Source organism: Clostridium sp. CF012 (assembly GCF_018861755.1).
Taxonomy (GTDB): domain Bacteria; phylum Bacillota; class Clostridia; order Clostridiales; family Clostridiaceae; genus Clostridium_AD.
Genome location: NZ_JAHLEF010000003.1, coordinates 218,606 through 243,634, shown reverse-complemented (window position 1 = coordinate 243,634; position 25,029 = coordinate 218,606). Strand labels below are relative to the sequence as shown.

General features: G+C 32.4%; 20 protein-coding genes. 15 read left to right on the top strand and 5 right to left on the bottom strand.

Features of this window, described 5'->3' with window-relative positions:
- The first annotated feature begins 154 nt into the window (after nucleotides 1-154).
- Entirely contained in the window at nucleotides 155-1,924 is a 1,770-nt protein-coding gene (locus KPL50_RS05340) for a M3 family oligoendopeptidase (RefSeq protein ID WP_216297417.1), read from the top strand.
- A gap of 85 nt (nucleotides 1,925-2,009) precedes the next feature.
- On the opposite strand, the gene KPL50_RS05335 is transcribed toward KPL50_RS05340, so the two are convergent.
- Together KPL50_RS05335 and KPL50_RS05330 are read right to left on the bottom strand one after the other, a co-directional pair.
- Nucleotides 2,010-2,501, bottom strand: coding sequence for a DUF6773 family protein (locus KPL50_RS05335; protein WP_216297416.1), 492 nt, complete (start codon nucleotides 2,499-2,501; stop codon nucleotides 2,010-2,012).
- Nucleotides 2,502-2,503: 2 nt separating this feature from the next.
- A complete protein-coding gene (locus tag KPL50_RS05330) occupies nucleotides 2,504-2,698 on the bottom strand; it encodes a helix-turn-helix transcriptional regulator (RefSeq protein ID WP_164959102.1) in 195 nt (64 codons plus the stop codon).
- Between the two features lie 354 nt (nucleotides 2,699-3,052).
- Between KPL50_RS05330 and KPL50_RS05325 the strand changes: the two genes are divergently transcribed.
- Nucleotides 3,053-6,481 carry a pyruvate carboxylase gene (locus KPL50_RS05325; protein ID WP_216297415.1) on the top strand — a complete coding sequence of 1,143 codons (3,429 nt, stop codon included), beginning with the start codon at nucleotides 3,053-3,055 and terminating at the stop codon, nucleotides 6,479-6,481.
- A gap of 541 nt (nucleotides 6,482-7,022) precedes the next feature.
- Nucleotides 7,023-8,738 carry a methyl-accepting chemotaxis protein gene (locus tag KPL50_RS05320; protein WP_216297414.1) on the top strand — a complete coding sequence of 572 codons (1,716 nt, stop codon included), beginning with the start codon at nucleotides 7,023-7,025 and terminating at the stop codon, nucleotides 8,736-8,738.
- A gap of 245 nt (nucleotides 8,739-8,983) precedes the next feature.
- Here KPL50_RS05320 and KPL50_RS05315 read toward each other — a convergent pair whose 3' ends face one another.
- Nucleotides 8,984-9,985, bottom strand: a complete 1,002-nt coding sequence (locus tag KPL50_RS05315; RefSeq protein WP_216297413.1) for a YhdH/YhfP family quinone oxidoreductase — start codon at nucleotides 9,983-9,985, stop codon at nucleotides 8,984-8,986.
- A 202-nt stretch (nucleotides 9,986-10,187) separates the two neighbouring features.
- Between KPL50_RS05315 and KPL50_RS05310 the strand changes: the two genes are divergently transcribed.
- Nucleotides 10,188-10,757: a DUF6143 family protein gene (locus KPL50_RS05310; RefSeq protein ID WP_216297412.1), complete on the top strand. Its 570-nt coding sequence runs from the start codon at nucleotides 10,188-10,190 to the stop codon at nucleotides 10,755-10,757.
- Nucleotides 10,758-11,048: 291 nt separating this feature from the next.
- Nucleotides 11,049-12,614, top strand: coding sequence for an FAD-dependent oxidoreductase (locus KPL50_RS05305; protein ID WP_216297411.1), 1,566 nt, complete (start codon nucleotides 11,049-11,051; stop codon nucleotides 12,612-12,614).
- A gap of 98 nt (nucleotides 12,615-12,712) precedes the next feature.
- Here the strand turns inward: KPL50_RS05305 and KPL50_RS05300 are convergent, their stop codons facing one another.
- Nucleotides 12,713-13,054 (bottom strand): cupin domain-containing protein, encoded by a 342-nt coding sequence (locus KPL50_RS05300; RefSeq protein ID WP_216297410.1) that lies wholly within the window; start codon nucleotides 13,052-13,054, stop codon nucleotides 12,713-12,715.
- Nucleotides 13,055-13,543: 489 nt separating this feature from the next.
- Between KPL50_RS05300 and KPL50_RS05295 the strand changes: the two genes are divergently transcribed.
- The 10 genes from KPL50_RS05295 to hcp all read left to right on the top strand — a co-directional run bounded on the left by KPL50_RS05295 (nucleotide 13,544) and on the right by hcp (nucleotide 23,961).
- Nucleotides 13,544-14,503 carry a methyl-accepting chemotaxis protein gene (locus KPL50_RS05295; RefSeq protein WP_216297409.1) on the top strand — a complete coding sequence of 320 codons (960 nt, stop codon included), beginning with the start codon at nucleotides 13,544-13,546 and terminating at the stop codon, nucleotides 14,501-14,503.
- A 182-nt stretch (nucleotides 14,504-14,685) separates the two neighbouring features.
- Nucleotides 14,686-15,900, top strand: coding sequence for an NAD(P)/FAD-dependent oxidoreductase (locus KPL50_RS05290; RefSeq protein WP_216297408.1), 1,215 nt, complete (start codon nucleotides 14,686-14,688; stop codon nucleotides 15,898-15,900).
- Nucleotides 15,901-16,023: 123 nt separating this feature from the next.
- A complete protein-coding gene (locus KPL50_RS05285; RefSeq protein WP_216297407.1) occupies nucleotides 16,024-17,211 on the top strand; it encodes an anaerobic nitric oxide reductase flavorubredoxin in 1,188 nt (395 codons plus the stop codon).
- Nucleotides 17,212-17,233: 22 nt separating this feature from the next.
- A complete protein-coding gene (gene rd / locus KPL50_RS05280; RefSeq protein ID WP_216297406.1) occupies nucleotides 17,234-17,398 on the top strand; it encodes a rubredoxin in 165 nt (54 codons plus the stop codon).
- A 145-nt stretch (nucleotides 17,399-17,543) separates the two neighbouring features.
- The gene (locus KPL50_RS05275; RefSeq protein WP_216297405.1) at nucleotides 17,544-18,311 is read left to right on the top strand and encodes a formate/nitrite transporter family protein; all 768 of its coding nucleotides are present in this window, start codon (nucleotides 17,544-17,546) and stop codon (nucleotides 18,309-18,311) included.
- Nucleotides 18,312-18,475: 164 nt separating this feature from the next.
- Entirely contained in the window at nucleotides 18,476-19,162 is a 687-nt protein-coding gene (locus KPL50_RS05270; RefSeq protein WP_216297404.1) for a Crp/Fnr family transcriptional regulator, read from the top strand.
- Between the two features lie 131 nt (nucleotides 19,163-19,293).
- Nucleotides 19,294-20,301, top strand: coding sequence for an anaerobic sulfite reductase subunit AsrA (gene asrA / locus KPL50_RS05265; protein WP_216297403.1), 1,008 nt, complete (start codon nucleotides 19,294-19,296; stop codon nucleotides 20,299-20,301).
- Nucleotides 20,302-21,093, top strand: coding sequence for an anaerobic sulfite reductase subunit AsrB (gene asrB, locus KPL50_RS05260; RefSeq protein WP_216297402.1), 792 nt, complete (start codon nucleotides 20,302-20,304; stop codon nucleotides 21,091-21,093).
- 13 nt (nucleotides 21,094-21,106) lie between these two features.
- Complete coding sequence (gene asrC, locus KPL50_RS05255) at nucleotides 21,107-22,054, top strand: sulfite reductase subunit C (RefSeq protein ID WP_216297401.1); 948 nt, start codon at nucleotides 21,107-21,109, stop codon at nucleotides 22,052-22,054.
- Between the two features lie 188 nt (nucleotides 22,055-22,242).
- Nucleotides 22,243-23,961 (top strand): hydroxylamine reductase, encoded by a 1,719-nt coding sequence (gene hcp, locus KPL50_RS05250; RefSeq protein WP_216297400.1) that lies wholly within the window; start codon nucleotides 22,243-22,245, stop codon nucleotides 23,959-23,961.
- Nucleotides 23,962-24,162: 201 nt separating this feature from the next.
- Here hcp and KPL50_RS05245 read toward each other — a convergent pair whose 3' ends face one another.
- On the bottom strand, nucleotides 24,163-24,924 hold the full coding sequence (locus tag KPL50_RS05245) for a DeoR/GlpR family DNA-binding transcription regulator (protein WP_216297399.1): 762 nt from the start codon (nucleotides 24,922-24,924) through the stop codon (nucleotides 24,163-24,165).
- Nucleotides 24,925-25,029: the final 105 nt, after the last annotated feature.

Here is a 25,029-nt window from a genome sequence, read left to right as displayed (position 1 = left end):
AAATTAAACATATCCTGCTTTTAATAAGTGGTAACATACCAGAAAGAAAGTAGTATGATCACCAAAATAAAGATATAATGATAAAATTTAGAGTATAATAAAATTATGAATTGATAAAATAGAGAACTAAATTATAATTTAAGGAGCTGGTTATATGGATTTAACATGGAATTTAGATACACTTTATATTTCCTTTAATTCCCTAAAATTTAAAGGTGATATGGAACTTTTTAATGATCATATAATAAATTTAAAAAATTGGACCACAAAAAATTTGAAAGATAGAAAGGGCGCTACTTTAAAAATTGAAGAGTTTTTAGTGCTTTATAATGAATATAAAAGTTTATATTCCTGTTTATCTAGTTATGCAGAGTTAATTTCAAGTTCAGATAGCACAAATTTAGATGCAATGAAGGTTTTAGATGAGATTGAGTATAAGGATTTATCAGTGATAGAGACATTTGTTGTGTTTAATAAATGGTTTAATTCACTTAATGATATAGATGAGCTAATAAATAATTCACCATATCTTATAGATCACCGTTTTTATCTTAAAGAGCTTTTTTTTAAGTCAAAATATTTACTTAGTGAAGACACAGAAGTCCTAATTGCAAAAATGCAGAGTACAGGCTCTAAAGCATGGCAAAGACTATATATGGAGCTTGCATCTACCACACTAATTGATATAAGTATTGAAGGTGAATCAAAAAAAATGTCACTTTCTGAGCTGAGAAATATGGCTTATGATAAAAACGAGTCTGCAAGAAAAGCAGCTTATTATGGAGAGGCTAATGCATGTAAAAGCATATCACAAGCATCTGCATCATGTCTAAACGGAATTAGTGGAGAAGCGCTTACTATTTATGATATGAGAGGGTACAAATCACCTTTAGAAAAAGTACTAAGGGTCTCAAGAATGGATCGTGAAACTTTAAATGTTATGGTTTCTGCTATAAAAGAAAGCCTACCCATGTTTCATAAATATTATAATAAAAAGTCGCAAATTCTGGGACATAAAACTAACCTGCCCTTTTATGATGTTTTTGCGCCTGTGGGCAATGCTAATACAAAAATATCATATTTAGATGCGAAAGATTTAATTATATCAAGCTTTAAAACTTTCAGTGAAGAACTTGCAAGGTTTGCAAAAAAGGCCTTTGAGGATAGATGGATTGATGCAGAGCCAAGAAATGAAAAAGGGAACTATGGGCTATGTGTTGATATCTTTCCAATAAAAGAGAGCAGAATAATGACGAGTTTTACAGGGAACTTTAGTGATGTTGGTATTATTGCGCATGAAATTGGACATGCTTATCATAGTTATTGTCTTAGAAATGAAAAGATGCTAAATACAGATTATCCTACACCGATTGCAGAAACAGCTTCGATATTTTGTGAGACCATAGTAAACAGCGAATTACTTAATATTTTGCCAAGCAATGAAGGGTTATCGGTTTTAGAAAAAAGTATTTCAGATGCGGGTTATTATATTGTTGATTTTTATGCTAGGTACTTATTTGAAAATAAATTATTTGAAACGAGAAGATCCGGTCCATTGTCTGCTGAAGAGCTTAATGAATTAATGCACAATTGCATGATAGAAGCTTATGGTGAGAGTATTGATTCTCAAACTGTTCATCCATATATGTGGATGAATAAAGTTGGTTATTTTATGGCTGATAATGAATTCTTAAATTTCCCATATTCATTTGGGGTAATATTTTCTAAAGGTCTTTATGCAGAATATATAAAAAGTGGAGAGGCTTTTGTACCCCAATATAATAATTTCTTAAGTGTTTCAAGTAAAAATAATATTGTTGATATTGCAAAAACAATGGATATAGATGTTCACTCAATAGATTTTTGGAGGGGAGCATTAAATCTTATTGGAAAGGACATTGAAGAGTTTATTAGGAGAGGGTAGATTTTTTGGAAATCTAAAAACTGTAACAAATTAAATTAATTTCTAAAACATAATAAAGTGCCACCCACATGCTGTGGGTGGCATTTTATTGCCCTTCTTCATATTGTTTAGCAATTTTATCTGCACGTTTTTTTGAAATCCATCTCAATCCCCAAGAAATTAAAAGAGACATAGCGAATGTAATTAAAAAAACAATAGTGATTTCCATAAATAAAGAAAAACTCTCTTGTTGACTTTGTAAATGTTTTGTGTGGTTTTGTATTACTAAAACTGTTGTGATGGTTAAACTTGTAACCAAACTGTTGAGTAGGGACCATCCCATCACATGTTTTTTTGTACCAACAGTACAGTTGTTGTATACGTCACTACCTTTCATGAGATTTCCCAAAACAATATAGAGTGAACCACCAAAAAATGCAATGAATTCCGTCATATAAGCTTTAAAAGGTTCATTTAATATAAATTGTTTATACAATATTGAGATTAATAAAAACATAGAAACTAATTGAAACGCACCGCTAGCTATTTTACGTTGTTGCTGCACAACTCTCTCGTCCTTAATTTTACTGTTTTTCATTTTCATTCCCCCCAAAATAAATCATTTAAAGTTTTATTTAATGCATTGCATATGGCAATGCAAAGATTAAGTGATGGATTGTAATTTCCAGTTTCTATCATACCAATTGTCTGTCTTGTGACTCCTATCTTCTCTGCAAGTTGTTCTTGTGATAAATCGCATTCTACACGAGCGATTTTCATACGTTTATTTTTCAATGGCAAAACCTCCCTATAATAATATTGTAATACTTAAAAGTCTAAATGTCAAATATATATTGCATTTAGGAATATATATTAATCAAAAACTTATACTGCAATTATTGCAATTATTGGAATACCATTTGGAATTCAGCATTTTAATTTGCTAAACTTGGGCTCATCCCTTTTGGATCCAAAATACACTAGACATAAATACTATGGTGCCACCCACATGCCACTTGCCACGTGGGTGGCACCATTTTGACGGTTAGAAAAAATAAAATTGCATTTTAGGTGAAAATACTGTATCCTAGTTTATAGTGAATAATGAATAATAAAGTGCACAAAAGCTTAATACAGGGGGTAATAACAGTGAAAAAATTTAAGAGAGTACTAGTAGCAAATAGAGGCGAAATTGCCATAAGAATTTTCAGGGCCTGTCATGAGCTTGGGATTCGTACCGTAGCAATTTATTCCAATGAGGATAAATATTCACTGTTCAAAACTAAGGCAGATGAAGCTTATTTAATTGGAGAAAACAAAAGTCCTGTTGAGGCATATCTAAATATTGAGGAGATAATAAGTCTCGCACTTAAAAAAGGAGTGGACGCTATTCATCCAGGCTATGGTTTCTTATCAGAGAACCCTGAATTCGCGAAAAAGTGTGCTAGTGCAGGTATTGAATTTATAGGACCTACCGCGGAAATGATGGATAAGCTTGGAGACAAGATTAAAGCTAAAATAGTAGCAAAATCAGTAGGAGTACCTACTATACCTGGTGATGAAAAAAATATTGAAACATTTGAGCAGGCAAAGAGCCTGGCCATGAAATGTGGATATCCTGTTATGCTAAAGGCGGTTGCTGGTGGCGGTGGACGGGGTATGCGAATTGTAAGAAATGAAGGAGAATTATCTTCTGCCTATAGAAGTGCTAAAAGTGAGGCGAAGAAAGCCTTTGGTATTGATCAGCTTTTTATAGAAAAATATCTTGAAAAGTCTAAACATATAGAAGTACAGGTTCTTGGAGATAAGTTTGGTAATATTGTTCATTTGCATGAAAGAGATTGCTCTATTCAAAGAAGGCACCAAAAGGTTGTAGAATACACTCCTGCTTTTTCAATATCTCAGGAAAAAAGAAATGAAATCTGTAGTGATGCAATAAAAATAGCTAAATCAGTAAATTACAGAAATGCTGGAACCTTGGAGTTCTTAGTTGATACTCATGGAAATCATTATTTTATAGAAATGAACCCCAGAATTCAAGTTGAACATACCGTTACAGAAATGGTAACGGGCATTGATATAGTTCAAAGTCAAATTTTGATAGCGGAAGATTACGCACTAGATTCCGAAAATATTGGAATCTCTTGCCAAGATGATGTTAAAGTTCACGGTTATTCTATTCAGTGCCGGATAACAACAGAGGACCCTTCTAATAATTTTGCACCGGATACTGGGAAAATAGAAGAATATAGAACCGGCTCTGGCTTTGGAATAAGACTTGATGGTGGTAATGGGTTTGCGGGAGCTGTAATTAGTCCTTACTATGATAGTCTACTCGTAAAAAATATATCTTGGTCTAGAACCTTTCAAGATGCTATAAAGAAGTCTATAAGAGCTGTAGAGGAAACTAAAATTACAGGAGTAAAGACTAACATAGGTTTTCTAATTAATGTATTAAACCATCCTACTTTTTTAAAGGGAGAATGTAATACAGATTTTATTGAAGAAAATCCTGAATTAATATCCATTGCGCCTAAGGCAGATGAAGAAAGTAGAGTGCTGAAATTCATTGGAGAAAAAGTGGTAAATGAAACTAATGGTATTAAAAAGCTTTATGATGTGCCACAAGTTCCTAAAATTATAATACCAGAAAAATTAAGTGGAACAAAACAGATTTTAGATATGCAGGGAACTGTTGGCCTTTTAAAATGGGTTAAAGATCAAAATAAATTACTCTTAACAGACACCACTATGAGAGACGCCCATCAATCCTTAATGGCAACTAGAGTGCGAACAAAGGATATGTTAAAGATAGCAAATGCTACTTCTGTTTATGGAGGAGATTTGTTTTCCCTTGAGATGTGGGGGGGAGCTACTTTTGATGTAGCCTACCGTTATTTAAATGAATCACCATGGGAAAGGCTTTCTCAGCTTAGAACGAAAATTCCAAATGTACTTTTACAGATGCTAATACGTGGAGCAAATGCAGTAGGCTATAAAAATTATCCGGATAATATAATCCGTGAATTTATTAAAGAATCTGCAAATACTGGCATTGATGTTTTTAGAATTTTTGACTCTCTAAACTGGTTAAAAGGAATGGAAATTTCAATAGAAGAAGTTCTTAAAAGTGGTAAGGTTGCAGAAGCCTGCATTTGTTACACCGGTGACATCTTAAATAATAAAAAAGATAAATACAATTTGGATTACTATATAAAGCTGGCAAAGGAAATTGAAAAAACAGGAGCTCATATTTTAGGAATAAAAGATATGTCTGCCTTACTTAAACCTCATGCTGCCTTTAAGCTAATAGATGCACTAAAGAAAGAAGTAGGAATGCCTATTCATCTTCATACCCATGATACTACGGGCAATGGAGTTGCTACAGTCCTTATGGCGGCCCAAGCTGGTGTGGACATTGTAGATACTGCCTTTAATAGTATGTCAGGACTTACAAGCCAACCAGCACTAAACTCAGTAGTTGCAGCACTTAAGAATACTGACAGAGATACCGGCATAGAACTCAAAGGAATTCAAGGCATTTCAGATTATTGGGATGCAGTAAGGCCAGTTTATTACCAATTTGAATCAGGGCTTAAATCTGGTTCCGCTGAAATTTATAGGTATGAGATTCCAGGAGGCCAATACTCAAATCTTAAACCTCAGGTAGAAAGTTTTGGTCTTGGACACAAATTTAGCGAAATTAAAGAAACGTATAAAGTTGTAAATGATATGGTAGGGGATATTGTAAAGGTAACCCCATCCTCTAAGATGGTGGGAGATTTTGCAATATTTATGGTTCAAAATGAACTTACACCAGAAAATATATACGACAAAGGAGCTAATATGGCTTTCCCAGATTCTGTTGTAGCATACTTTAAAGGAATGATGGGTCAACCAATGGGAGGATTTCCAGAAAGGCTTCAGAAATTAGTTCTAAAAGGCGCGGAGCCAATAACCACACGACCAGGTGAATTGCTTCCTGATGAAGATTTCGCTGCCATAGAAAAACACTTAATAGAAAAATTTAATATTGTTCCAGATAAAAAAGATTTACTAAGCTATTCCTTATACCCTGAGGTATTCGATGGCTATGTAAAATACACTAAGGAGTTTGGAGATTTAAGTAGAATCGGAAGTGATGTTTTTTTCCACGGGCTTAATGAAGGTGAAACTTGTGAAGCTGAAATTGCTGACGGAAAAACCTACATGATAAAGCTACTTGAAATTGGTAAATTGGATTTCGAAGGCAACAAAGCTGTTGCTTTCGAAGTGGATGGAAACAGAAGAGAAATAAAAATAAAAGACAGAAATAACAAAGCTCTACAAGAATTTTTATCTACAGAAATGGCGGATCCATCAAATCCATTAGAGATTGGGGCTCCAATACCTGGAACTGTTTCAGCCATCTTAGTTGCTCAGGGTGATACAGTAACTGAAAATCAACCATTAATGATAGTAGAGGCTATGAAGATGGAGACTAGAGTAAGCGCCAGTGTAGCAGGTGTAGTTGAGTCGATTGTTGTTAAAGAAGGCCAACAAGTAAAGGCCGGAGAACTTTTAATAAATTTAAAATAGGTGGTGCCACCCACGTGGCAAGTGGCATGTGGGTGGCACCAATATAATATATTTAATGCGTTGGTAGAGAGAATTGAAATTCTTGGACCAGCGCATTTGGTTTTTGTTTTGATTATAATAGGGGCATGAGTTTTATTAAGATTAGATTTGTAAAAATAACAGGTATTTTGACGAAACTAATTGCAAAAAAAACAAATAAATGATTGAAATATGTTATTAATAAGTGTAAGTTGCAAAACTAGTTAAAAAATTACAAAAAAAGGCTGATATAAATGTAAAGTATATAGTAATTTAAACGATAATAGGGTATAAGATTATAATTATTTCAGAACAGATTTAAAAATAAAAAGCACGTAACTTAAATGATTACTTTAGAAATATAGGATTAGGCATGAATGTATTCCTAAAGGGGGATCGACAGGAGGATTATTTTAAATATTAAAAAAGTGTGGTTATGGCATAATCAGATTTTTTTATAGTAAACCACTTTAGGTACGGGATCTTAAAGAACATATGATAAAAAAAGAAGGGGAGAGTTAAAATGAAGTTTTTTATTAATTTAAGTGTAAAGAAAAAACTAATATTAGTATTTTCAGTGATTTGTATTTTTATGGTTTTAATAGGAACGGTGGGTATATCAAGTTCATCAAAGATAAATAAGGGTTCTAAGTCTATTTATAGTAACAATCTAATGGCAATTAGAGATTTGGAAGAAATTAAAGGAAATTTAAATTATGGTAGTGCTAATATACTTAGAATTATTTTTGAAAGAGATAACTCGAAATTAGATGAGCAAATAAAAGTAAATAACGATTTAACAGATAAAAATAAAAAAATGCAAGATGAATATAAAAGCCTAATTATATCATCAGAAGAAGAAAAAACTTACAATAATTTTGAAAATCAATTAGCAAAATATACAGAATTAAAAACAAAGGTCAATGAGCTTGTAAAAACAGGAAACTATGAGGAAGCTGTTAAAATTTACAATGCAGAGGAAGGCTCAATAAGACAAGCTGTCTTTGATGAGTTAGTTAAATTAATTGGTACAAATACAAAATCAGCTGAGCAGGTAAATTCAAATAATACAGCCCAATTTAATAAGGCTAAAAATTCAATTATAATTTATACAGCCATAGCATTTTTAATAATAATTCTTATGGGGTACATATTAAGTAAGAATATAATGGATCCATTAACCAAGATAAAAGAGTTAGCACAGAGATTAGCTTCTTATGACTTCTCTACCCCAATTACTATTACAAGAAAAGATGAATTTGGACAAACAGCGTTAGCTTTAGATGCTGCACAGGAAAATGTAAGTAGCTTAGTAAAAGAAATAATGAACAATTCTTCTGATATGAGTGCATCATCTGAAGAACTTTCAGCTACAACTCAGGAAATAACATCTAGAATAGAAGTTATAGACCGTTCAACAGTGGAAATAAATACCTCGGTTCAAGAAGCTAGTGCTACAACAGAGGAAATAACTGCATCCGTTGAAGAAGTTAACGCAAGTATGGAAGAACTATCTTCAAAGGCTATGGAGGGTAGTAGTAATGCTGTTCAAATTAAAGACAAAGCCAAAAAAGTTCAGACCTATGCTAAAAACGCATTGGAAAAAAGTAATACTATTTATGAAGAAAAGGAAAAGAATATATTAAAAGCTATAGAAGACGGAAAAGTTGTAGATGAAATAAAAGTTATGGCTGATGGAATTGCAGCAATTGCAGCACAAACTAATTTACTTGCCTTAAATGCGGCTATTGAAGCCGCTAGAGCTGGAGAACAGGGGAAAGGTTTCGCAGTAGTTGCAGATGAAGTAAGAAAGCTTGCAGAAAAATCCTCGGAAACTGTAAGCACCATTCAAAGTACAATAGTAAAAGTCCAAGATGCATTTAAAAATTTATCTGGAAACAGCAATGAGATACTTAAATTTATTATAGAAAATATTAAACCTGTTTTAGAAGAATATTCAAAATCCGGAAAACAATATGGCGAGGATGGGGAATTTATAAGTGCCATGTCAGAAGAAATTGCATTAATGTCAGAAGGGGTGGAAGCTACAGTAAATCAAGTTAGTACGGCAGTTCAAACTTTGGCAGAAAATTCACAGCTTTCAGCAGAACGTACAGGAGAGATTCAAATTAGTCTTGATGAAACCACAAAAGCTATGGAGCAAGTAGCACAAACCTCACAGATGCAAGCAGAACTTGCACAAAAGCTTAATGAATTGGTACAGAAGTTTAAGATTTAAGAAGAAATAGTAAGGTGCCGCCAACGTGGCAAGTGGGCGTCGCCTTATGATTCAATATAACGTGTCTTTTTTTAGTAAATTTGCTAAACTTTGATTTATACCTTTGGAGCAAAAACAGATTAGATATAAATCAAATAGCTATTAGTAATATAAGAACTTATAAAACAAAGTAGTCTGTGTAATCCTTAAGAGATACACAGACTATTTTTCATATTAAACGAATCTATATATAGTATTATGCCAATCTATAAATCAAGATTAACTATAGTTCTACCTTTGTGCTTACCTTTTAATATCATATCAATTTTTTCATCTAATCCTTCTAAAGATACTTCATCCACATTAGCCTCTAAATTATCAAGCTTCCAATCCGAGGATAGTTTATTCCAAATCATAAGCCTGGTATCCATAGGACATTTAACAGAATCAATTCCAAACAATGTGACGCCTTTCAAAATAAAGGGATACACAGATGTTGAAAATTCATGGTCTGCAATATTTCCACAACTAGTGACACTACCGCCATAATTAGTTGATTTAATTGCAGTAGCTAAAATATTTCCACCTACTGTATCTATTACTCCTGCCCACCTACTCTTTAATAGTGCTTTTCCAGAATTGTCATCCATATCTTTTCTATCAACTATATCTTTTGCACCAATTCCCAGGAGCATTTCCCTTTCAGAAGCTTTGCCTGTAGCTGCAATGACATTATAACCAAGCACACTTAAGATTGAAATGGCGGTACTACCTACTCCGCCTGTTGCACCTGTTACTAATATATCTCCGTCACTGGGTTTAACACCTGAGTTAACCAGTTTACAAACTGATAGGGCAGCAGTGAATCCTGCTGTACCATAAATCATACTTTCTCGCAGAGAAAGGTTTTCAGGAAGTTTTACAACCCACTCTGCCGGAACCCTAATATACTCTGCATATCCTCCTGAGGTACTCATTCCTAGTGCATAACCTGTTACAAGCACCTTATCGTTAGCCTTAAAGTTATCATTATTGCTTTCAACTACGATACCTGCAGCATCGATTCCAGGAGTGTGTGGGTAATTTCTAGTTACGCCTTTATTGCCAGTAGCAGAAAGAGCATCTTTATAGTTTAGTGAAGAAAATTTTACATTTATTATTACATCACCTTCTGGTAGATCGTTTATTTGTCTTGTTACAATTTTTCTTTGAAATTCATTGTTTTCTGTTTCCGAAACTAACATTGCTTTAAATTTATTATTATTCATTTTAAATCTCCTTATGTGATATATGATCTTATATTAAGCAAATTATAGTAGGAATAGAGTGTTATGTCAAATCGTATTTTAGTTTGAATCAAGATAGTACAAACACCCACATGTAACTTGACATGTGGGTGGCACCTAATTGAAAATTTTAATGTCACGATATGTTAATAATTTAAATACAATATAGGGAGGTGTTATTACAATGAGTCATAAAAATATTAATAATATAAAAGAATCCTTAACGAAAAGTGTTAATATCCCCATCGAGCTATATGAATCTTTGCTTGGACAATATTTTATTGGATATGCTGATAATTTAGTATTTGGGCAAAATACAAGTGCTTGGGCAAGACTATACAATCCAATTAATTCAGGAGTTACACTGTATGTTAATGTGTGGACTGTAACAGATGTTTCAGATTCACCTTTCCGTGCACAGTTTTGGTTTAACTCAACTCCTCCTGAGTCAGAAATTAAATACGCGCCTGTAACTCCTACAAATTTAGTTATTGAACCATCGCCTATAGCAAAGGTGAAATTAGAATATGCATCTAATGTTAACGGTGAACCAACTGGAGGAATAAAGGCTTTTGTAAGACGTGCCCTTCCTGAAACAACATTAGTGGAGAGTGAAAATGGAAAAATAATTATTGGTGAGGGTGGTAACTTTTTAGTATTTTTATCAAATCCAGAAACATCAGAACTTTTAACTTCCGGTAGAATAGCTTTTGGTTGGTGGGAAGAAAGAATCAGTGATAAATGTAAATGCTAGGATTAATAGCAATTTTCCATTGATTTGAATTAAAATAACTGAATTAAAAAAAGCTAAAGCAAACTAAAATGGACCCTATAAGGTAGACAGTTAAAAAAGAGGCATAGTTGTCTCAAAATTAACTGACTAAGGGTCTATCTTATGCAAACTTTAGCTTTTTTATAGTTCCCTTAATTGATAATTTTAATATTCATTATTAGCTGTAAAGGCATTATTAATAATATACATATTTTTAGACATATACACACAAAATAAATACATCCATTATTATTTAAGGAAGGATGTAAATTTATGAATGAAAAAAAAAATATTAGTATTAATGATGAGTTAACCCCTAAATCTTATTGGCTTGATTCAACTACAGAAACAAACTACCCTACTTTAGAAAAAGATATCAAAGTTGATATAGTAATTATAGGAGGTGGGATTACAGGAATTACAACTGCTCTCCTTTTAAAAAATGAAGGCTTCAAAATTGCATTAGTAGAAGCAGATAAAATAGCCCAGGGAACTTCAGGACATACTACGGCATATATTACTTCACAACACGATATAATATATAGTAATTTAATAAGTCGTATGGGAATTGAAAAAGCTAAGCAATATGCGGATGCAAATGAAGGTGCCATAGATTTTATTGAAAACACTATAAAAAAATACAATATTGATTGTGATTTTCATAGGTTGCCAGCATATATCTATACAACGGATGAAAACTATATAGAGACTATTAAGGCAGAAGCTAAAGCAGCTAAAAGCCTAGGCATAAAAGCAAAATACATAGAAAAGTTGGATTTGCCATTTTCTACAAAGGGTGCACTATGCTTTGAAAATCAAGCTCAATTTCACCCTAGAAAATACCTTCTTAAAGTTGCTGAAAACATTTCTGGAAATGGAAGTCAAATATATGAACATACAAGAGCCGTAGATATAAAGCATGATGATTTGTATACTGTCATAACAGATACAGGATTTAAAATAATAGCTTCAAAAGTAGTTTTAGCTTCACATTTTCCTTTTTATGATGGTTTAGGATTATATTTTGCAAGACTTCGACCAGAGCGGTCATATGTGGTAACTGCTAAAATAAAAGATGATTTGTCAAAAGGTACATTTGTAGATGCAGGAGATGCAGGGTGGTATTTTCGTATGCAAAAGTATAGAGATGGTCAGATGTTAATTATTGGGGGCCAAGACCATAAAACCGCTCATGGCGGCGACATGATGAAACATTATGATAATTTAAAAAAGTTTGCAGAGGAAAATTTTAATGTTGAGAAGTTTTTATATAGATGGTCAACTCAAGATTACATAACACTAGATGGTGTGCCATATGTAGGAAATCTTACTTCTAAATCAGAAAATATTTATGTGGCTACAGGTTATGGCGAATGGGGCATGACAAATGGAACGGCAGCTGCGAATATATTAAGGGATATTATAGTTAAGAGGGAAAGCCCTTATGAGGAGGTTTATAATCCATCGCGCCATATCTCAACTGAAGGAATTACGAACTTTGCAAAGGAAAATTTCGATGTTGCAAAGGAGTTAATAAAAGGAAAACTTAATGCGGGGCAACATAATATTGATTTAAAAAGTGATGAGGGGAAAATAGTAGAAATTGATGGAGAAAGATACGGAGCATATAGAGATAAAAATGGTGAGCTTCATATAGTTGATATAACATGTACACATATAGGTTGTGAACTAAAATGGAATAGTGCAGAATCATCTTGGGATTGCCCTTGTCATGGGTCAAGATTTACTTTTGAAGGTGATATTATAGAAGGCCCAGCTGTTTGCAGATTGAATCACTACAAAGAAGGTAAAAATACAATTGATTCAAATATTATTTGATAAAAATAAAAGAGTGAAAACTCGAAAATTCTTAGCCTAAGGTTAAGAATTTTCGAGTTTAAAAGCAGCTTTTTTATATTTGTAAAACTCAATATAGTTTATCCTTTGACTATAACTAACATCATTTTAAATTTCTCATGAGCATCTAAACCATGAGGTATGTTGGCCGGCATTAGTATTATTTCACCTTCCTTAACTATAACAGGCTCATTATCTCCAATTGTTATTGTAACCTGTCCTTCAGTTACATATACTAAGGCATCTCCGGGTGCTGAATGTGTACTTATTTCTTCACCTTTATCAAAGGCAAATAGTGTTATACTAACGTTATTTGTTTGTACTAGTGTTTTACTCACAACTTGTTTATCTACATATAATACCTCTTCTTTTAGTCCTAATGCCTTTGCAACTTCGATATTTTTAAAAAACTTTCCATTCATATTGCTTCCTCCTAATATTTTATTTATTATCATTATTATTAAAACTTTTGAAGCTTAATATTCGTTTCTTTAAATCTATTTGAAATAATTATTATGGTCTAAAGCTATTCCGTACAATCATCTTGCTTTCCTATAACTCTATTCTATGTTTATTTATGTTAAAAAAATATGATTCAAATCAAAATATAAATATAAATATAAATTGTATTTATGTTTTAGGGTTTAGTAAAAATTATGAGGTTGATATTTGGTAAGATTGTTTACAAAAGCACTCTAATATCTTGTATAATAATAGAAGAGGTAACACAAGTTACCGTATATTTCCATGAAAATAGTTATTATATAAATATAAATAAATTTTATTTGAATATATTTAGCATTTTATAAGAAAAGGTCTACATGAATTAAATGCTAAAGGGATATAAACTAAAAGCTTTGGAAAGTTTTAAAGGTATACTAATAGATCTAGAGAAATCAGGAGGAAAACAAATGAATTTATTAAAACATAGAAAGTCCAGAGAGCTAGAAAGTAAGCAAAATCGGCATGAGGAGGAAACAGCGAAGAAGGAAGTTGAATTCCATAACCAAACCAAGGGCTTTATTCAAGATATGAGCAAGTTACTAGGTGAGACTGTAAAACAGCATCATATTGTAGATAGTGATCATGATGTATTAGGCGACCTTGCGAGTAAAGTAAAGATACATATGAATGAAATTTCTCATTTAACAAAAAATACTAATGGCTTAACGGATAGTTTATATTTAGAAGGGAATAAGCTAATAGAGATAACAGAAGACACAGTTAAAAAATCCTATGAAGGTAAGGATGCCATTTACGAAATGGTGGGAATAATAAAGTCTTTAGATAATGAGAATAGGAATAATACTGAGAGTATAAATGAATTGGCAAGAAAATTTAGTAAGGTTCATGAAGTCGTTCAGTTAATAACCAGCATAGCAAGTCAAACGAATCTCTTGGCTTTAAACGCAGCAATCGAAGCGGCCAGAGCAGGAGATCAGGGAAAGGGTTTTACAGTAGTGGCAGGTGAAATAAGAAAGCTAGCAGAAATGACTAAACAAAGCACTAAAGACATCTCACATTTAATAGGGAGCATAGAAGATGAAACAAAGGTAGTCCTAAACAATTCCAGTAGGTCTAATGACGTCATTGCCAGTGGAGTCAGGGCTTCAAGTAATGCCGCAGAAAAAATAGAGGGGAGTTTATCCTCTGTAGCAAAGGTGGAACAGGAAGTAAAAGGTGTAATGATAATTTTAACTGACCAAAAGCGCCAAATTGAAAACATGAGTAAAGAAATAGTAGATGTTGATAAAATATTAAAAATAACATCTGAAAGTATAATAAACCACATAGAAAAGGCAAGTGTTGTAGATGGGCAATTGGAAGAAACTAAAAGACAACTAAATTCTTATAGTAAGAAATTGATTTAGTGTTTTTATTTGATTTACATCACATTAAAAACAGGGGAAAAAGGATATAATGTAATTAACGAGTCAATTAGATGATTACTTTATAATTAAAACTAAAGAATAAGAAATTAACATTTTAAAGTTAGATATTTATTCAATTAATTTTTATCTAATGTTCAACCATTATAATGGAGGAGATTAAAATGAGTGATAATATAGTTATAATAGGCGGCGGTGTTGCAGCTGTAAACGCGGTAAAAGCAATTAGAGAAATTGATAGAGATATAAATATATTCATATTTCAAAATGAAAAATATTATCCTTACTATAGGATAAAATTAACAAAAGGCTTGCTTGATAACCTTGAAGAGGAAAAAATAATGCTTCATAAAAAAGATTGGTACGAATTAAATAATGTGAAATTATATCTTGATATTGAAGTTATCGGAATTGACACCGTTAAGAGTGAAATTATTTTGTATGATGGAAGCAGGTTTGGTTATAATAAGTTATTATTTGCTAATGGTTCGAAAAACTTTATGCCACCTATTGAAGGTATTGATAAGGAAAATGTTTATACAATAAGGAAATTAGATAATATACGAGATATACAAAATAGTATTAATGATAAGAAAAATATACTAAATGTAGGAGGCGGAGTTCAAGGCATAGAAACAGCATGGAGTCTCAATCAGCATGGTAAAAATGCTATAATAGCTGAGGTTCAAGAAAGATTAATGCCGCGCCAGTTAGATAAAAGGGCATCAGAAATTCTTAAAACTTCAATTGAAAGTTTTAAAACTAAAGTACTTTTAAATACGCAGATAGTAAAAATTCTTGGAGAAAATAAGGTAAAAGGTGTAGAAACAAAAGAGGGTAAAATTATTGACAGTGATATGGTGATTTTTTCTGTGGGAATAAGGGCTAATAAGGAATTGTTAGAGAATACAGAGGTAAAAACTAATATTGGAATAGTAGTTAATGAGAGAATGGAAACTAATATAGAGAATGTATATGCGGCAGGGGATGTTGCAGAGTTAAATGGAAGGATAGTTGGACTTTGGAACATTTCTATAGAGCAAGGGAAAACAGCTGGATATAATATTGCAGGTAAACAGGTGGTATACACTGGGGTTGTACCAGTTACCATATTAAATGCCTTTAATATAGCACTTTTCTCCATGGGTGAGGTAGATGAGAAGCAAAGTGATAATACAATAACGGAAGAGAGCTCTGATGGTTTGACGTATAAGAGATTATTTATTAGAGATAATAAAATAATAGGTGCCATTGTAATAGGTGATAATAAGCATTCTACACTATTAAAAAATGCCATAGAAAAGAAGAATGTATTTTCAAATATAGATTTACTAAATGCAGGAGTAAATGATTTACTAGCGAAATTAAAAAATAGTTAAATTTGAAAAATAACTTAATTAAAATCAGCAACATATGTAATTGTAATTATAAATTTAGAACGCTATAATAACCTATAAGCAAGTACAATAGTTATTATCTAATAGAAAGATGGAGGGGATCTTATGAGTTTTAAAATAAGTGATACTGTAACCTGGGTTGGAAAAATTGATTGGGAGTTAAGATCATTCCATGGAGAGGAATACTCTACACATAAAGGTTCATCATATAATTCATATTTAATTAAAGATGAAAAGACAGTACTAATGGATACCGTTTGGAGCCCATTCTCTAAAGAATTTATAGCTAATCTGAAAAATGAAATTGATTTAAGCAAAATTGATTATATAATCATGAACCACTCTGAGAGTGACCATAGTGGTGCACTTACAGATTTAATGAAGGAAATACCTAACACCCCGATTTATTGTACAAAAAGTGGTGCTAAAATAATAAAGGGACATTATCATAAGGATTGGAACTTCGTAGAGGTGAAAACTGGAGATACCTTAGATTTAGGTAAGAATAAATTAACATTTATAGAAGCAAAAATGCTTCATTGGCCAGATACTATGTTTACATATATGTCAGGTGAAAACATTTTATTTAGTAATGATGGTTTTGGTCAGCATTATGCCTCAGAGTTCATGTATAATGATAAAGTTGATCAGGCTGAATTGTTTCAAGAGGCAATAAAATACTATGCCAATATTTTAACTCCATTTAGCAAATTTGTCACACGGAAAATAGAAGAGATATTAAGTTTTAATTTACCAGTTGATATGATTTGTCCTAGTCATGGAATAATATGGAGAGATAATCCATTGCAAATAGTAAATAAATATATGGAATGGGCAAAAAATTATCAAGAAAATCAAATCACGATAATTTATGATACTATGTGGAATGACACAAGAAGGATGGCTGAAGCCATAGCAGAAGGTGTAAAAAGTTCAAATAGTGATATTACAATAAAGATTTTTAATTCATCTAAAAGTGATAAAAATGATATTATTACAGAAGTATTTAAATCGAAGGTTGTACTTGTTGGTTCATCAACAATAAATAAAGGGATATTATCATCAACAGCGGGTATATTAGAAATGATTAAAGGACTTGAATTTAAAGGGAAGAGTGCAGCAGCCTTTGGCAGTTATGGATGGAGTGGCGAGTCTACAAAATTAATTACTGCAGAATTAAATAAAGCTGGGTTTGAGGTGATAAATGAAGGAATAAGAGAAATGTGGAATCCAGATGAAGATGGATTAAACAGATGCAGAGAGTTTGGAAGGAATGTTATAGAAAAAATCTAATTATATTTTAAGGAGGTTTATTATGGAAAAGTATGTTTGTACAGTATGTGGTTATATTTATGATCCAGCAGAAGGTGATAGTGATGGTGGAGTGGCTCCTGGAACAAAATTTCAGGATATAGATGAAGATTGGGTCTGCCCGTTATGTGGAGTACCAAAATCAGATTTTGAAAAAGTAGAAGAATAAAATATTACTCATAATTAACAGCACTGGCTAAAGCCTTGCTGTTTTTTTTATCAAGAGTTTTAGAAAATATGTGATGTTAGTCACATACTTTCTTTTACTGTAATGATAAAGTGTGGGTATGATTTATATAAGGAGATGGTATATCTTGTTTAGTGAAGAAATTAACAAAGTCGCTGCATCGGCGGTAAAAAAATCTGAACTCTTAAAGAAAAGCAAAATGAGGTACCTCACAGCAGCGGCACTAGCTGGTGCTTATGTGGGATTTGGAATTTTATTAATATTTACTATTGGGGGATCATTTGCGGCAGCTGAGTCCCCGGCAACAAAGACTATTATGGGAGCTTCCTTTGGGATTGCCTTAAGTCTTGTAATAATGGCAGGTTCAGAACTTTTTACAGGGAATAACATGACTATGACTATAGGATCTCTAGAAAAGAAGGTACCCTGGCTTGATTCAATAAATATTTGGATATACAGTTTTATAGGAAACTTTTTAGGGGCAGCAGTTATATCTGCAATATTTGTAGGCGCGGGACTTGCAAAGGGAAGCACAGCAGCCTTTATTTTAAAAACATCACAAGGGAAAATGGCAACTCCGAGCATAGAATTATTTTTAAGAGGTATCCTTTGTAACATGTTAGTCTGTTTAGCGGTATGGTGTGCTATGAAATTAAAGGAAGAAACAGCTAAACTTATAATGATTTTCTGGTGCCTATTTGCATTTATAACTACAGGTTTTGAACATAGTATTGCAAATATGACTTTACTTACAACGGCACTACTTATTCCTCACAGTGCAGCAATTTCCATAGGTGGATTAACCCACAATTTAATTTGGGTTACCCTAGGTAACTTTGTAGGTGGGGCTGTATTTATTGGAGCAGCATATTGGTACATATCAAAAGAGAAATAAATCAATAAAAATAAAAGCCAGGATTAATTAAGGCATGTACAGACTTTCTTTTTTTTGCGCAATTTTAAAATTCATTGTTGGATTATAAGATTATTAGTATAATAAGAATATTAGTATTTTTATAATAGTGAGATTCTAAAATGAGCTCATAAGGAGAAGTTAAGATGGCACAAATAACGCTTAGACAATTAAAAGACCTTCCACTATTTGAATGTGTTGAGGATAAAACTTTGGATTTAATAAGAGAGAGTGTTATAATAAAAATTTTGAAAAAATCACAAATGTTGTTCGCTGAGAGAGAAATTACAAATAATATATATATAGTGCTAGAGGGAAAGGTAACCATGTACAGATTATCGGAAAAGGGTCAAAAGAGGGTTATCTATATCTTAAACAAAGGTGAAATTATAAATGAGGTAATTTTCGATAATCTAACAGCCTCAATTAATTGCGAAGGTTTTGAGGACAGCGAAATTATAATAATACAAAAAGTAGATTTATTAAATATAATGAAACAGGACTTTAAACTCACAGAGGTTATATTATGCTCTATGAGTAAAAAAATAAGAAGACTGTACAGACAGCTTAAGAATACAGTTCCTATTAAAATGGACAAGCGTGTAGCCGCAAAGCTTTGGAAGCTGTCTAAAGATTATGGTGTACAAACCGAAGAGGGCGTTTTAATAGATATTAAGATAAGCATTACTTATTTGGCAGATATGTTAGGGAGCTCTCGTGAAACTATTTCAAGGGCGGTAAAGGAACTTGAAATTATGGATATGGTTAAAATAAAACATAGAAAATTCATAGTTAATAGAGAAAAGTTAAGCAAGTACTTTAAAGGTGTGTGATGAAAATCACATACTTTTTTTATGGTTTAAAATACACTATGATTAGTTAGTTATAAATTTAACTTCTATAGTGAATTAATTAACAATAGTATTGATTAAGTAATATTTATTATAATGGAGGGTGTGCATTTATGGGATTTAAACTTACAATAGAGAAATTTGATGAGCATCTTGAGGCATTAAGGCAGGAATATGTGATATATGCACCAGTAATGCTAAAGGGAAAAGGAACTTTTGCGGACACAGATACTATTAGATATAAGGAAATAAAGAGTATAAGGGAAATAGAGTTTAAACTGAAATCAAGTTTTTCTCCTAAAGAAATAATACTTCCCATTACTCAAACATTATTTTACTTTACTGAAAAGGATTGCGTGGAGCCGAAATCTGATGAGAAGAAAATATTAATATTCTTAAGAAGTTGTGATATTCATGCAATGAAGCGTCTCGATGAAGTATATTTGAGAAATGGAAATGAGGATTATTACTATAAGACTTTAAGAGATAAAATTAAATTTGTGCTTATGGGCTGTAGCGAAAGTTTTGAAAACTGTTTTTGTGCCAGTATGGGATCCAATAAGACAGAGGATTATGATATGTATACTAAAATTCAAGACCATGAGGTTCTTGTGAATTGTAAATCAGAAGAATTAATGAATTACTTTAATATAGATAAAACCAGCGAGCTGGCGGTAGAGCCTGAATTTGTTTTGAATAATGAAATAGTGGTCACTATACCAGAAAATTTAGATCAAAGAGTTTTTAAATCAAAGATGTGGGATGAATATTCTTCAAGATGCATTGCTTGTGGTAGGTGTAATTTTGTATGTGGTACCTGTTCTTGTTTTACTATGCAGGACATCTTTTATAAAGAAAATAAGAACCAAGGGGAAAGAAGACGTGTTTGGGCATCCTGTCACGTAGACGGATACAGTGACATGGCAGGCGGACATGGTTTTAGAAAAGACAAAAAAGATAGAATGAGATTTAAAGTTATGCATAAGGTATATGATTTTAAAAAGAGAGCGGGATATCATATGTGTATAGGTTGTGGTAGATGTGATGATATATGCCCTGAATATATATCTTTTTCAAATTGTGTAAACAAATTAAATATAGCAATGGATGAGGTGGAATAGATGAAAAATATATACATGCCTTTTAAATCTAAAATACTTAAAATAAGTAAGCATACAGAAACGGATTATACCTTTAGAATGGAGTTCGAAGGCGAAGTAAAGCCGGGTCAATTTTTTGAAGTATCCATACCAAAATTTGGGGAATCACCTATATCTGTTAGTGAGATAGGTGAGGGTTATATAGATTTTACAATAAGACGTGTAGGCACAGTTACAGATGTAATTCATAGTTTTTTTGTAGGAGGTACCTTGTTTTTAAGAGGGCCTTATGGAAATGGATTTGATGTAAACCTCTATAAAAATAAAGAAATTATTGTAGCAGCAGGTGGAACTGGACTGGCACCAGTAAAGGGTATAGTAGATTATTTTGCGAAAAATCCAACGCAGTGTAAGGGCTTTAATCTAATGGCAGGATTTAAATCACCTAGTGATATCTTATTTAAAGAAAATTTCAAAGTTTGGGAAAAAAGTATTAATGTAACGTTAACTGTGGATAGTGCCTATGAGGGCTATATTGGAACTGTAGGACTCATAACAAAATACATTGAAGATATTCCAGTAGAGAATATGGACGAGGTACAAGTTATTGTAGTAGGTCCTCCAATGATGCTTAAGTTTACAGTGGCTGGATTTATAAAAAAAGGGGTAAAAGAAAAAAATATATGGGTATCTTATGAGCGAAAGATGTGTTGTGGAGTTGGAAAATGTGGGCACTGCAAAATTGATGATACTTATATATGTTTAGAGGGACCTGTTTTTAACTATTTAGATGCAGTTCATCTTGTAGATTAGGGGGGAGAAAATTATGGATATAAACACTAAATTGCTCAAGAAAAATGCTTACAGAATAACTAAAAAAAGAGGCAAGACAGCTATAAGAATAAGGGTACCTGGGGGGCATATAGAGGCAAAACATTTAGAAGTTTTGCAAAGAGTAGCAGAAACTTACGGAGATGGAAATATTCATATAACTATAAGGCAGGGGTTTGAAATACCCAATATTGATATAAATAAAATACCAGAAGTTAATAAGATGATTCAATCAGTCATAGAAGGCCTTGAAATAAATCAAATTTCAGAAAATACAGGATACTCAGCTGCAGGTACTAGAAATGTGTCAGCTTGTATAGGGGCAAATGTCTGTCCTTTTGCAAATTATAATACTACGGACTTTGCAAAAAAGATTGAAAAGGAAATATTCCCTAATGATTATCATGTTAAGGTAGCACTAACAGGGTGTCCTAATGACTGTATCAAAGCTAGAATACAAGATTTTGGGATTATAGGAATGACAGAGCCTCAATATGAATCTTATAGATGCATCAGTTGTAAATCCTGTGTAAATAACTGTAAAAAAAGAGTTACTGGTGCGCTTAAAATGGAGAACTTCAAAGTAGTACGAGACCCGGACAAATGTATTGGATGTGGAGAATGTATAGGCAAATGCCCAACGGGTGCATGGAGTAGAAGCATTGAGAAATATTATAAACTTGTGATAATGGGTAGAACTGGTAAGAAAAATCCTAGACTTGCTCAGGATTTTATAACTTGGGTGGATGAAGAAAGTATTATTAAAATAATAAAAAACACTTATTCATATATAGAGGAATATATGGATGGAGATGCTCCAGGAGGAAAAGAGCACATAGGGTATATTGTTGATAGAACAGGATATCCAGTTTTTAAGCAGTGGGTATTAAAAGACGTAACCTTAGGAGAAAAGGCAGAGGTTAAGAAACATATCAACTGGTAACAAGTCACCACTTGAAAACTCAAACCTAAGATTCATTGCTGGTAGTTGATGATCTAAGAAATATTTAAAATAATAAAACAATCTAGTAACGTATGTTACCGACATTATAATTATAAATCTGTATACTAATCTCATAACACACAAGCGCAAATAGTGCGTAGAGTAGTAAAAAATGGAGGATGATTTGTATGTCTATGTTTTGTTATCAATGTCAAGAGGCGGCTAATTGCAAAGGTTGTACGGTAAAGGGAGTTTGTGGTAAGACTGAAGATCTAGCAAAGGCTCAGGACTTGCTAATTTATATAACTAAAGGAATATCTGTATACAGTGTTCGTGCTAGAGATAATGGTATAGTTAATAAGGAAGTAGATAATTTTATAATGGAAAGCTTATTTGCAACTATAACTAATGCAAATTTCGATAAAAATGTATTTATTGAAAGAATCCGAAAAGGATTAAGCTTAAGGGAAGAAATAAAAGGTCAGCTTATTAAAGCTGGTGTTAAGTTAAGTGATAAAGGGGAAAATGCTAGTTGGCTTAGTAAAATATTAAATACCTTTGGATTTGGAAAAGAGGAGGAATTAAACTTACCAGATGCAGCGGTTTGGTTTTCTAACGACTTAAAAGCCTTTAATGAAAAAGCCGGCAGCGTTGGTGTGCTTTCAACAGAGAATGAGGATATAAGATCTTTAAGAGAGTTATTGATTTATGGACTTAAGGGCATGGCTGCATATGCTAAGCACGCAGATAATCTTGGATACAATGATGATGGACTTCATGCATTTACTCAAAAGGGATTAGCTTCTACTTTGGACGATACTTTAGGGGTAGATGAACTTGTAGCTTTAGTACTTGAATGTGGTAAGTACGGTGTTGATGCCATGGCATTACTGGACAAGGCTAATACTTCTAGTTATGGAAATCCAGAAATAACAAAAGTTAATATAGGAGTTAAAAATAATCCTGGTATATTAATTAGTGGACATGATTTAAAAGATATGGAAGAGTTATTAAAGCAGACTGAAGGTACTGGAATAGATATATATACTCACAGCGAAATGCTTCCAGCCAATTATTATCCTGCATTTAAAAAGTATAAGCACTTGGTAGGTAATTATGGAAATGCATGGTGGAAGCAGAATCAGGAATTTGAAAGCTTCAACGGACCAATACTTATGACTACAAACTGTATTGTAACTCCAAAAGCATCTTATAAAGATCGAATATATACTACAGGAGTAACAGGCTTTGCAGGTGTTAAGCACATAGCAGATGGGATAAATGGAGGAGCAAAAGATTTTTCACAAATAATTAAACAGGCTAAAAATAGTAACGCACCTGTGGAAATTGAAAAGGGTGAAATAGTAGGAGGCTTTGCTCATAATCAAGTGATAGCTCTTGCGGATAAGATTGTAGACGCTGTTAAAACTGGAGCAATAAAGAGATTCTTTGTAATGGCAGGCTGCGACGGAAGAATGAAGAGTAGAGATTACTACACAGAATTTGCTGAAAAATTACCAAAGGATGCGGTTATACTTACAGCAGGTTGTGCAAAATATAAATATAACAAATTGAATTTAGGTGATATTGGCGGAATACCAAGAGTATTGGATGCTGGACAATGCAATGATTCCTACTCATTAGTAGTAATAGCACTTAAATTAAAAGAAGTATTTGAATTAGATGACATAAATGAACTTCCTATTTCTTATAATATTGCATGGTACGAGCAAAAGGCAGTTATAGTATTACTTGCATTGTTACATTTAGGTGTTAAAAAAATTCATTTAGGACCAACTCTACCAGCGTTTCTATCACCAAACGTGGTAAAGGTATTAGTTGATAACTTTGGTATTGCTGGAATAACGAGTGTAGATGACGATATAAAGATGTTCATGGAAGGTTAGTACTTAGAATTAGTGAACTACTGGAAGTTGTTGAGATTTTCCAGGTTAACTCTCATAGATATACAGACATAATTGAAAATATAAATGCATTAAACTCTTAATTGAGTTTAGTGCATTTATTTTATGGTGAATTAATTTTTGTTAAGATACTATCTTAATGTATTAGGTGAGCAAAATTATTGGATGAATTTATAAATCTGGCTAAATTAATTTTAGAGTTGAATTTTCTAGATTTTCTCGGATCTCATCAGTAAGATCTGAATCCGTGATTATAAAATCTATGTCCTCTAAAGTAGCAAATCTATAGGTGCCATCTACATTAAATTTTTCTTTTTCTACAAGTAAAAATACCTCTTTGCTATTAGAGACTATAATTTCTTTAACATTACCATCTTCTAAGGTAACAGTACTTACGCTATTTGTTATTAAATTTATTCCTGAACTTCCTAGAAAACCTTTATTAAAGGTATATTTAGCTATACTATTAGTCACCTCTGAACCAAAAACTCCACCAGATTTATTATTATATACTCCACCTATACAAATTAGTTTAACAGTTTCATTATCATTAAAAAGGGGTGGTATTATTGACATATTAGTTATCAAAGTTATCTTCTTAGTACTGTTAGCTATTAATTTAGCTAACAAAAAATTGATACTTGAGGTATCTAAAAAAACTACATCTCCATCATCTACAAGGGCAAAAGCTTTTTGGGATATTAACTCTTTGCTATTTAAGTTTACATTCATTCTAGTAGCTATAGAACTATTTTTAGAGATTTTTCTATTTAGGATAGCTCCTCCATAGGTCCTTTGAAGAGCGTCAGCTTTTTCTAGCTTTTGTAGATCCTTTCTTATCATACCTTCTGAAACATTAAATCGCTGACTTAGTTCTTTTACTTTTATTCTACCAGTTTTATTTAGTATACTTAAGATTTGTTCTAGTCTTTCCTCAGTAAACATTTAAGCACCTCATCAATCATTATCATTTAGTGTTGCTAGTGATTAATATTATAACATTACTATATTAATTTACAAAACATCTTGAAAAAAAGCTTAGAATAGTAT

Coding starts and splice junctions, on each gene's coding strand:
- KPL50_RS05290 (WP_216297408.1), top strand. CDS start 14,686: ATGAGTGATAATATAGTTATAATAGGCGGCGGTGTTGCAGCTGTAAAC.
- KPL50_RS05285 (WP_216297407.1), top strand. CDS start 16,024: ATGAGTTTTAAAATAAGTGATACTGTAACCTGGGTTGGAAAAATTGAT.
- asrA (WP_216297403.1), top strand. CDS start 19,294: ATGGGATTTAAACTTACAATAGAGAAATTTGATGAGCATCTTGAGGCA.
- KPL50_RS05295 (WP_216297409.1), top strand. CDS start 13,544: ATGAATTTATTAAAACATAGAAAGTCCAGAGAGCTAGAAAGTAAGCAA.
- KPL50_RS05245 (WP_216297399.1), bottom strand. CDS start 24,924: ATGTTTACTGAGGAAAGACTAGAACAAATCTTAAGTATACTAAATAAA.
- KPL50_RS05320 (WP_216297414.1), top strand. CDS start 7,023: ATGAAGTTTTTTATTAATTTAAGTGTAAAGAAAAAACTAATATTAGTA.
- KPL50_RS05335 (WP_216297416.1), bottom strand. CDS start 2,501: ATGAAAAACAGTAAAATTAAGGACGAGAGAGTTGTGCAGCAACAACGT.
- rd (WP_216297406.1), top strand. CDS start 17,234: ATGGAAAAGTATGTTTGTACAGTATGTGGTTATATTTATGATCCAGCA.
- hcp (WP_216297400.1), top strand. CDS start 22,243: ATGTCTATGTTTTGTTATCAATGTCAAGAGGCGGCTAATTGCAAAGGT.
- KPL50_RS05310 (WP_216297412.1), top strand. CDS start 10,188: ATGAGTCATAAAAATATTAATAATATAAAAGAATCCTTAACGAAAAGT.
- KPL50_RS05305 (WP_216297411.1), top strand. CDS start 11,049: ATGAATGAAAAAAAAAATATTAGTATTAATGATGAGTTAACCCCTAAA.
- asrC (WP_216297401.1), top strand. CDS start 21,107: ATGGATATAAACACTAAATTGCTCAAGAAAAATGCTTACAGAATAACT.
- KPL50_RS05300 (WP_216297410.1), bottom strand. CDS start 13,054: ATGAATGGAAAGTTTTTTAAAAATATCGAAGTTGCAAAGGCATTAGGA.
- asrB (WP_216297402.1), top strand. CDS start 20,302: ATGAAAAATATATACATGCCTTTTAAATCTAAAATACTTAAAATAAGT.
- KPL50_RS05340 (WP_216297417.1), top strand. CDS start 155: ATGGATTTAACATGGAATTTAGATACACTTTATATTTCCTTTAATTCC.
- KPL50_RS05315 (WP_216297413.1), bottom strand. CDS start 9,985: ATGAATAATAATAAATTTAAAGCAATGTTAGTTTCGGAAACAGAAAAC.
- KPL50_RS05270 (WP_216297404.1), top strand. CDS start 18,476: ATGGCACAAATAACGCTTAGACAATTAAAAGACCTTCCACTATTTGAA.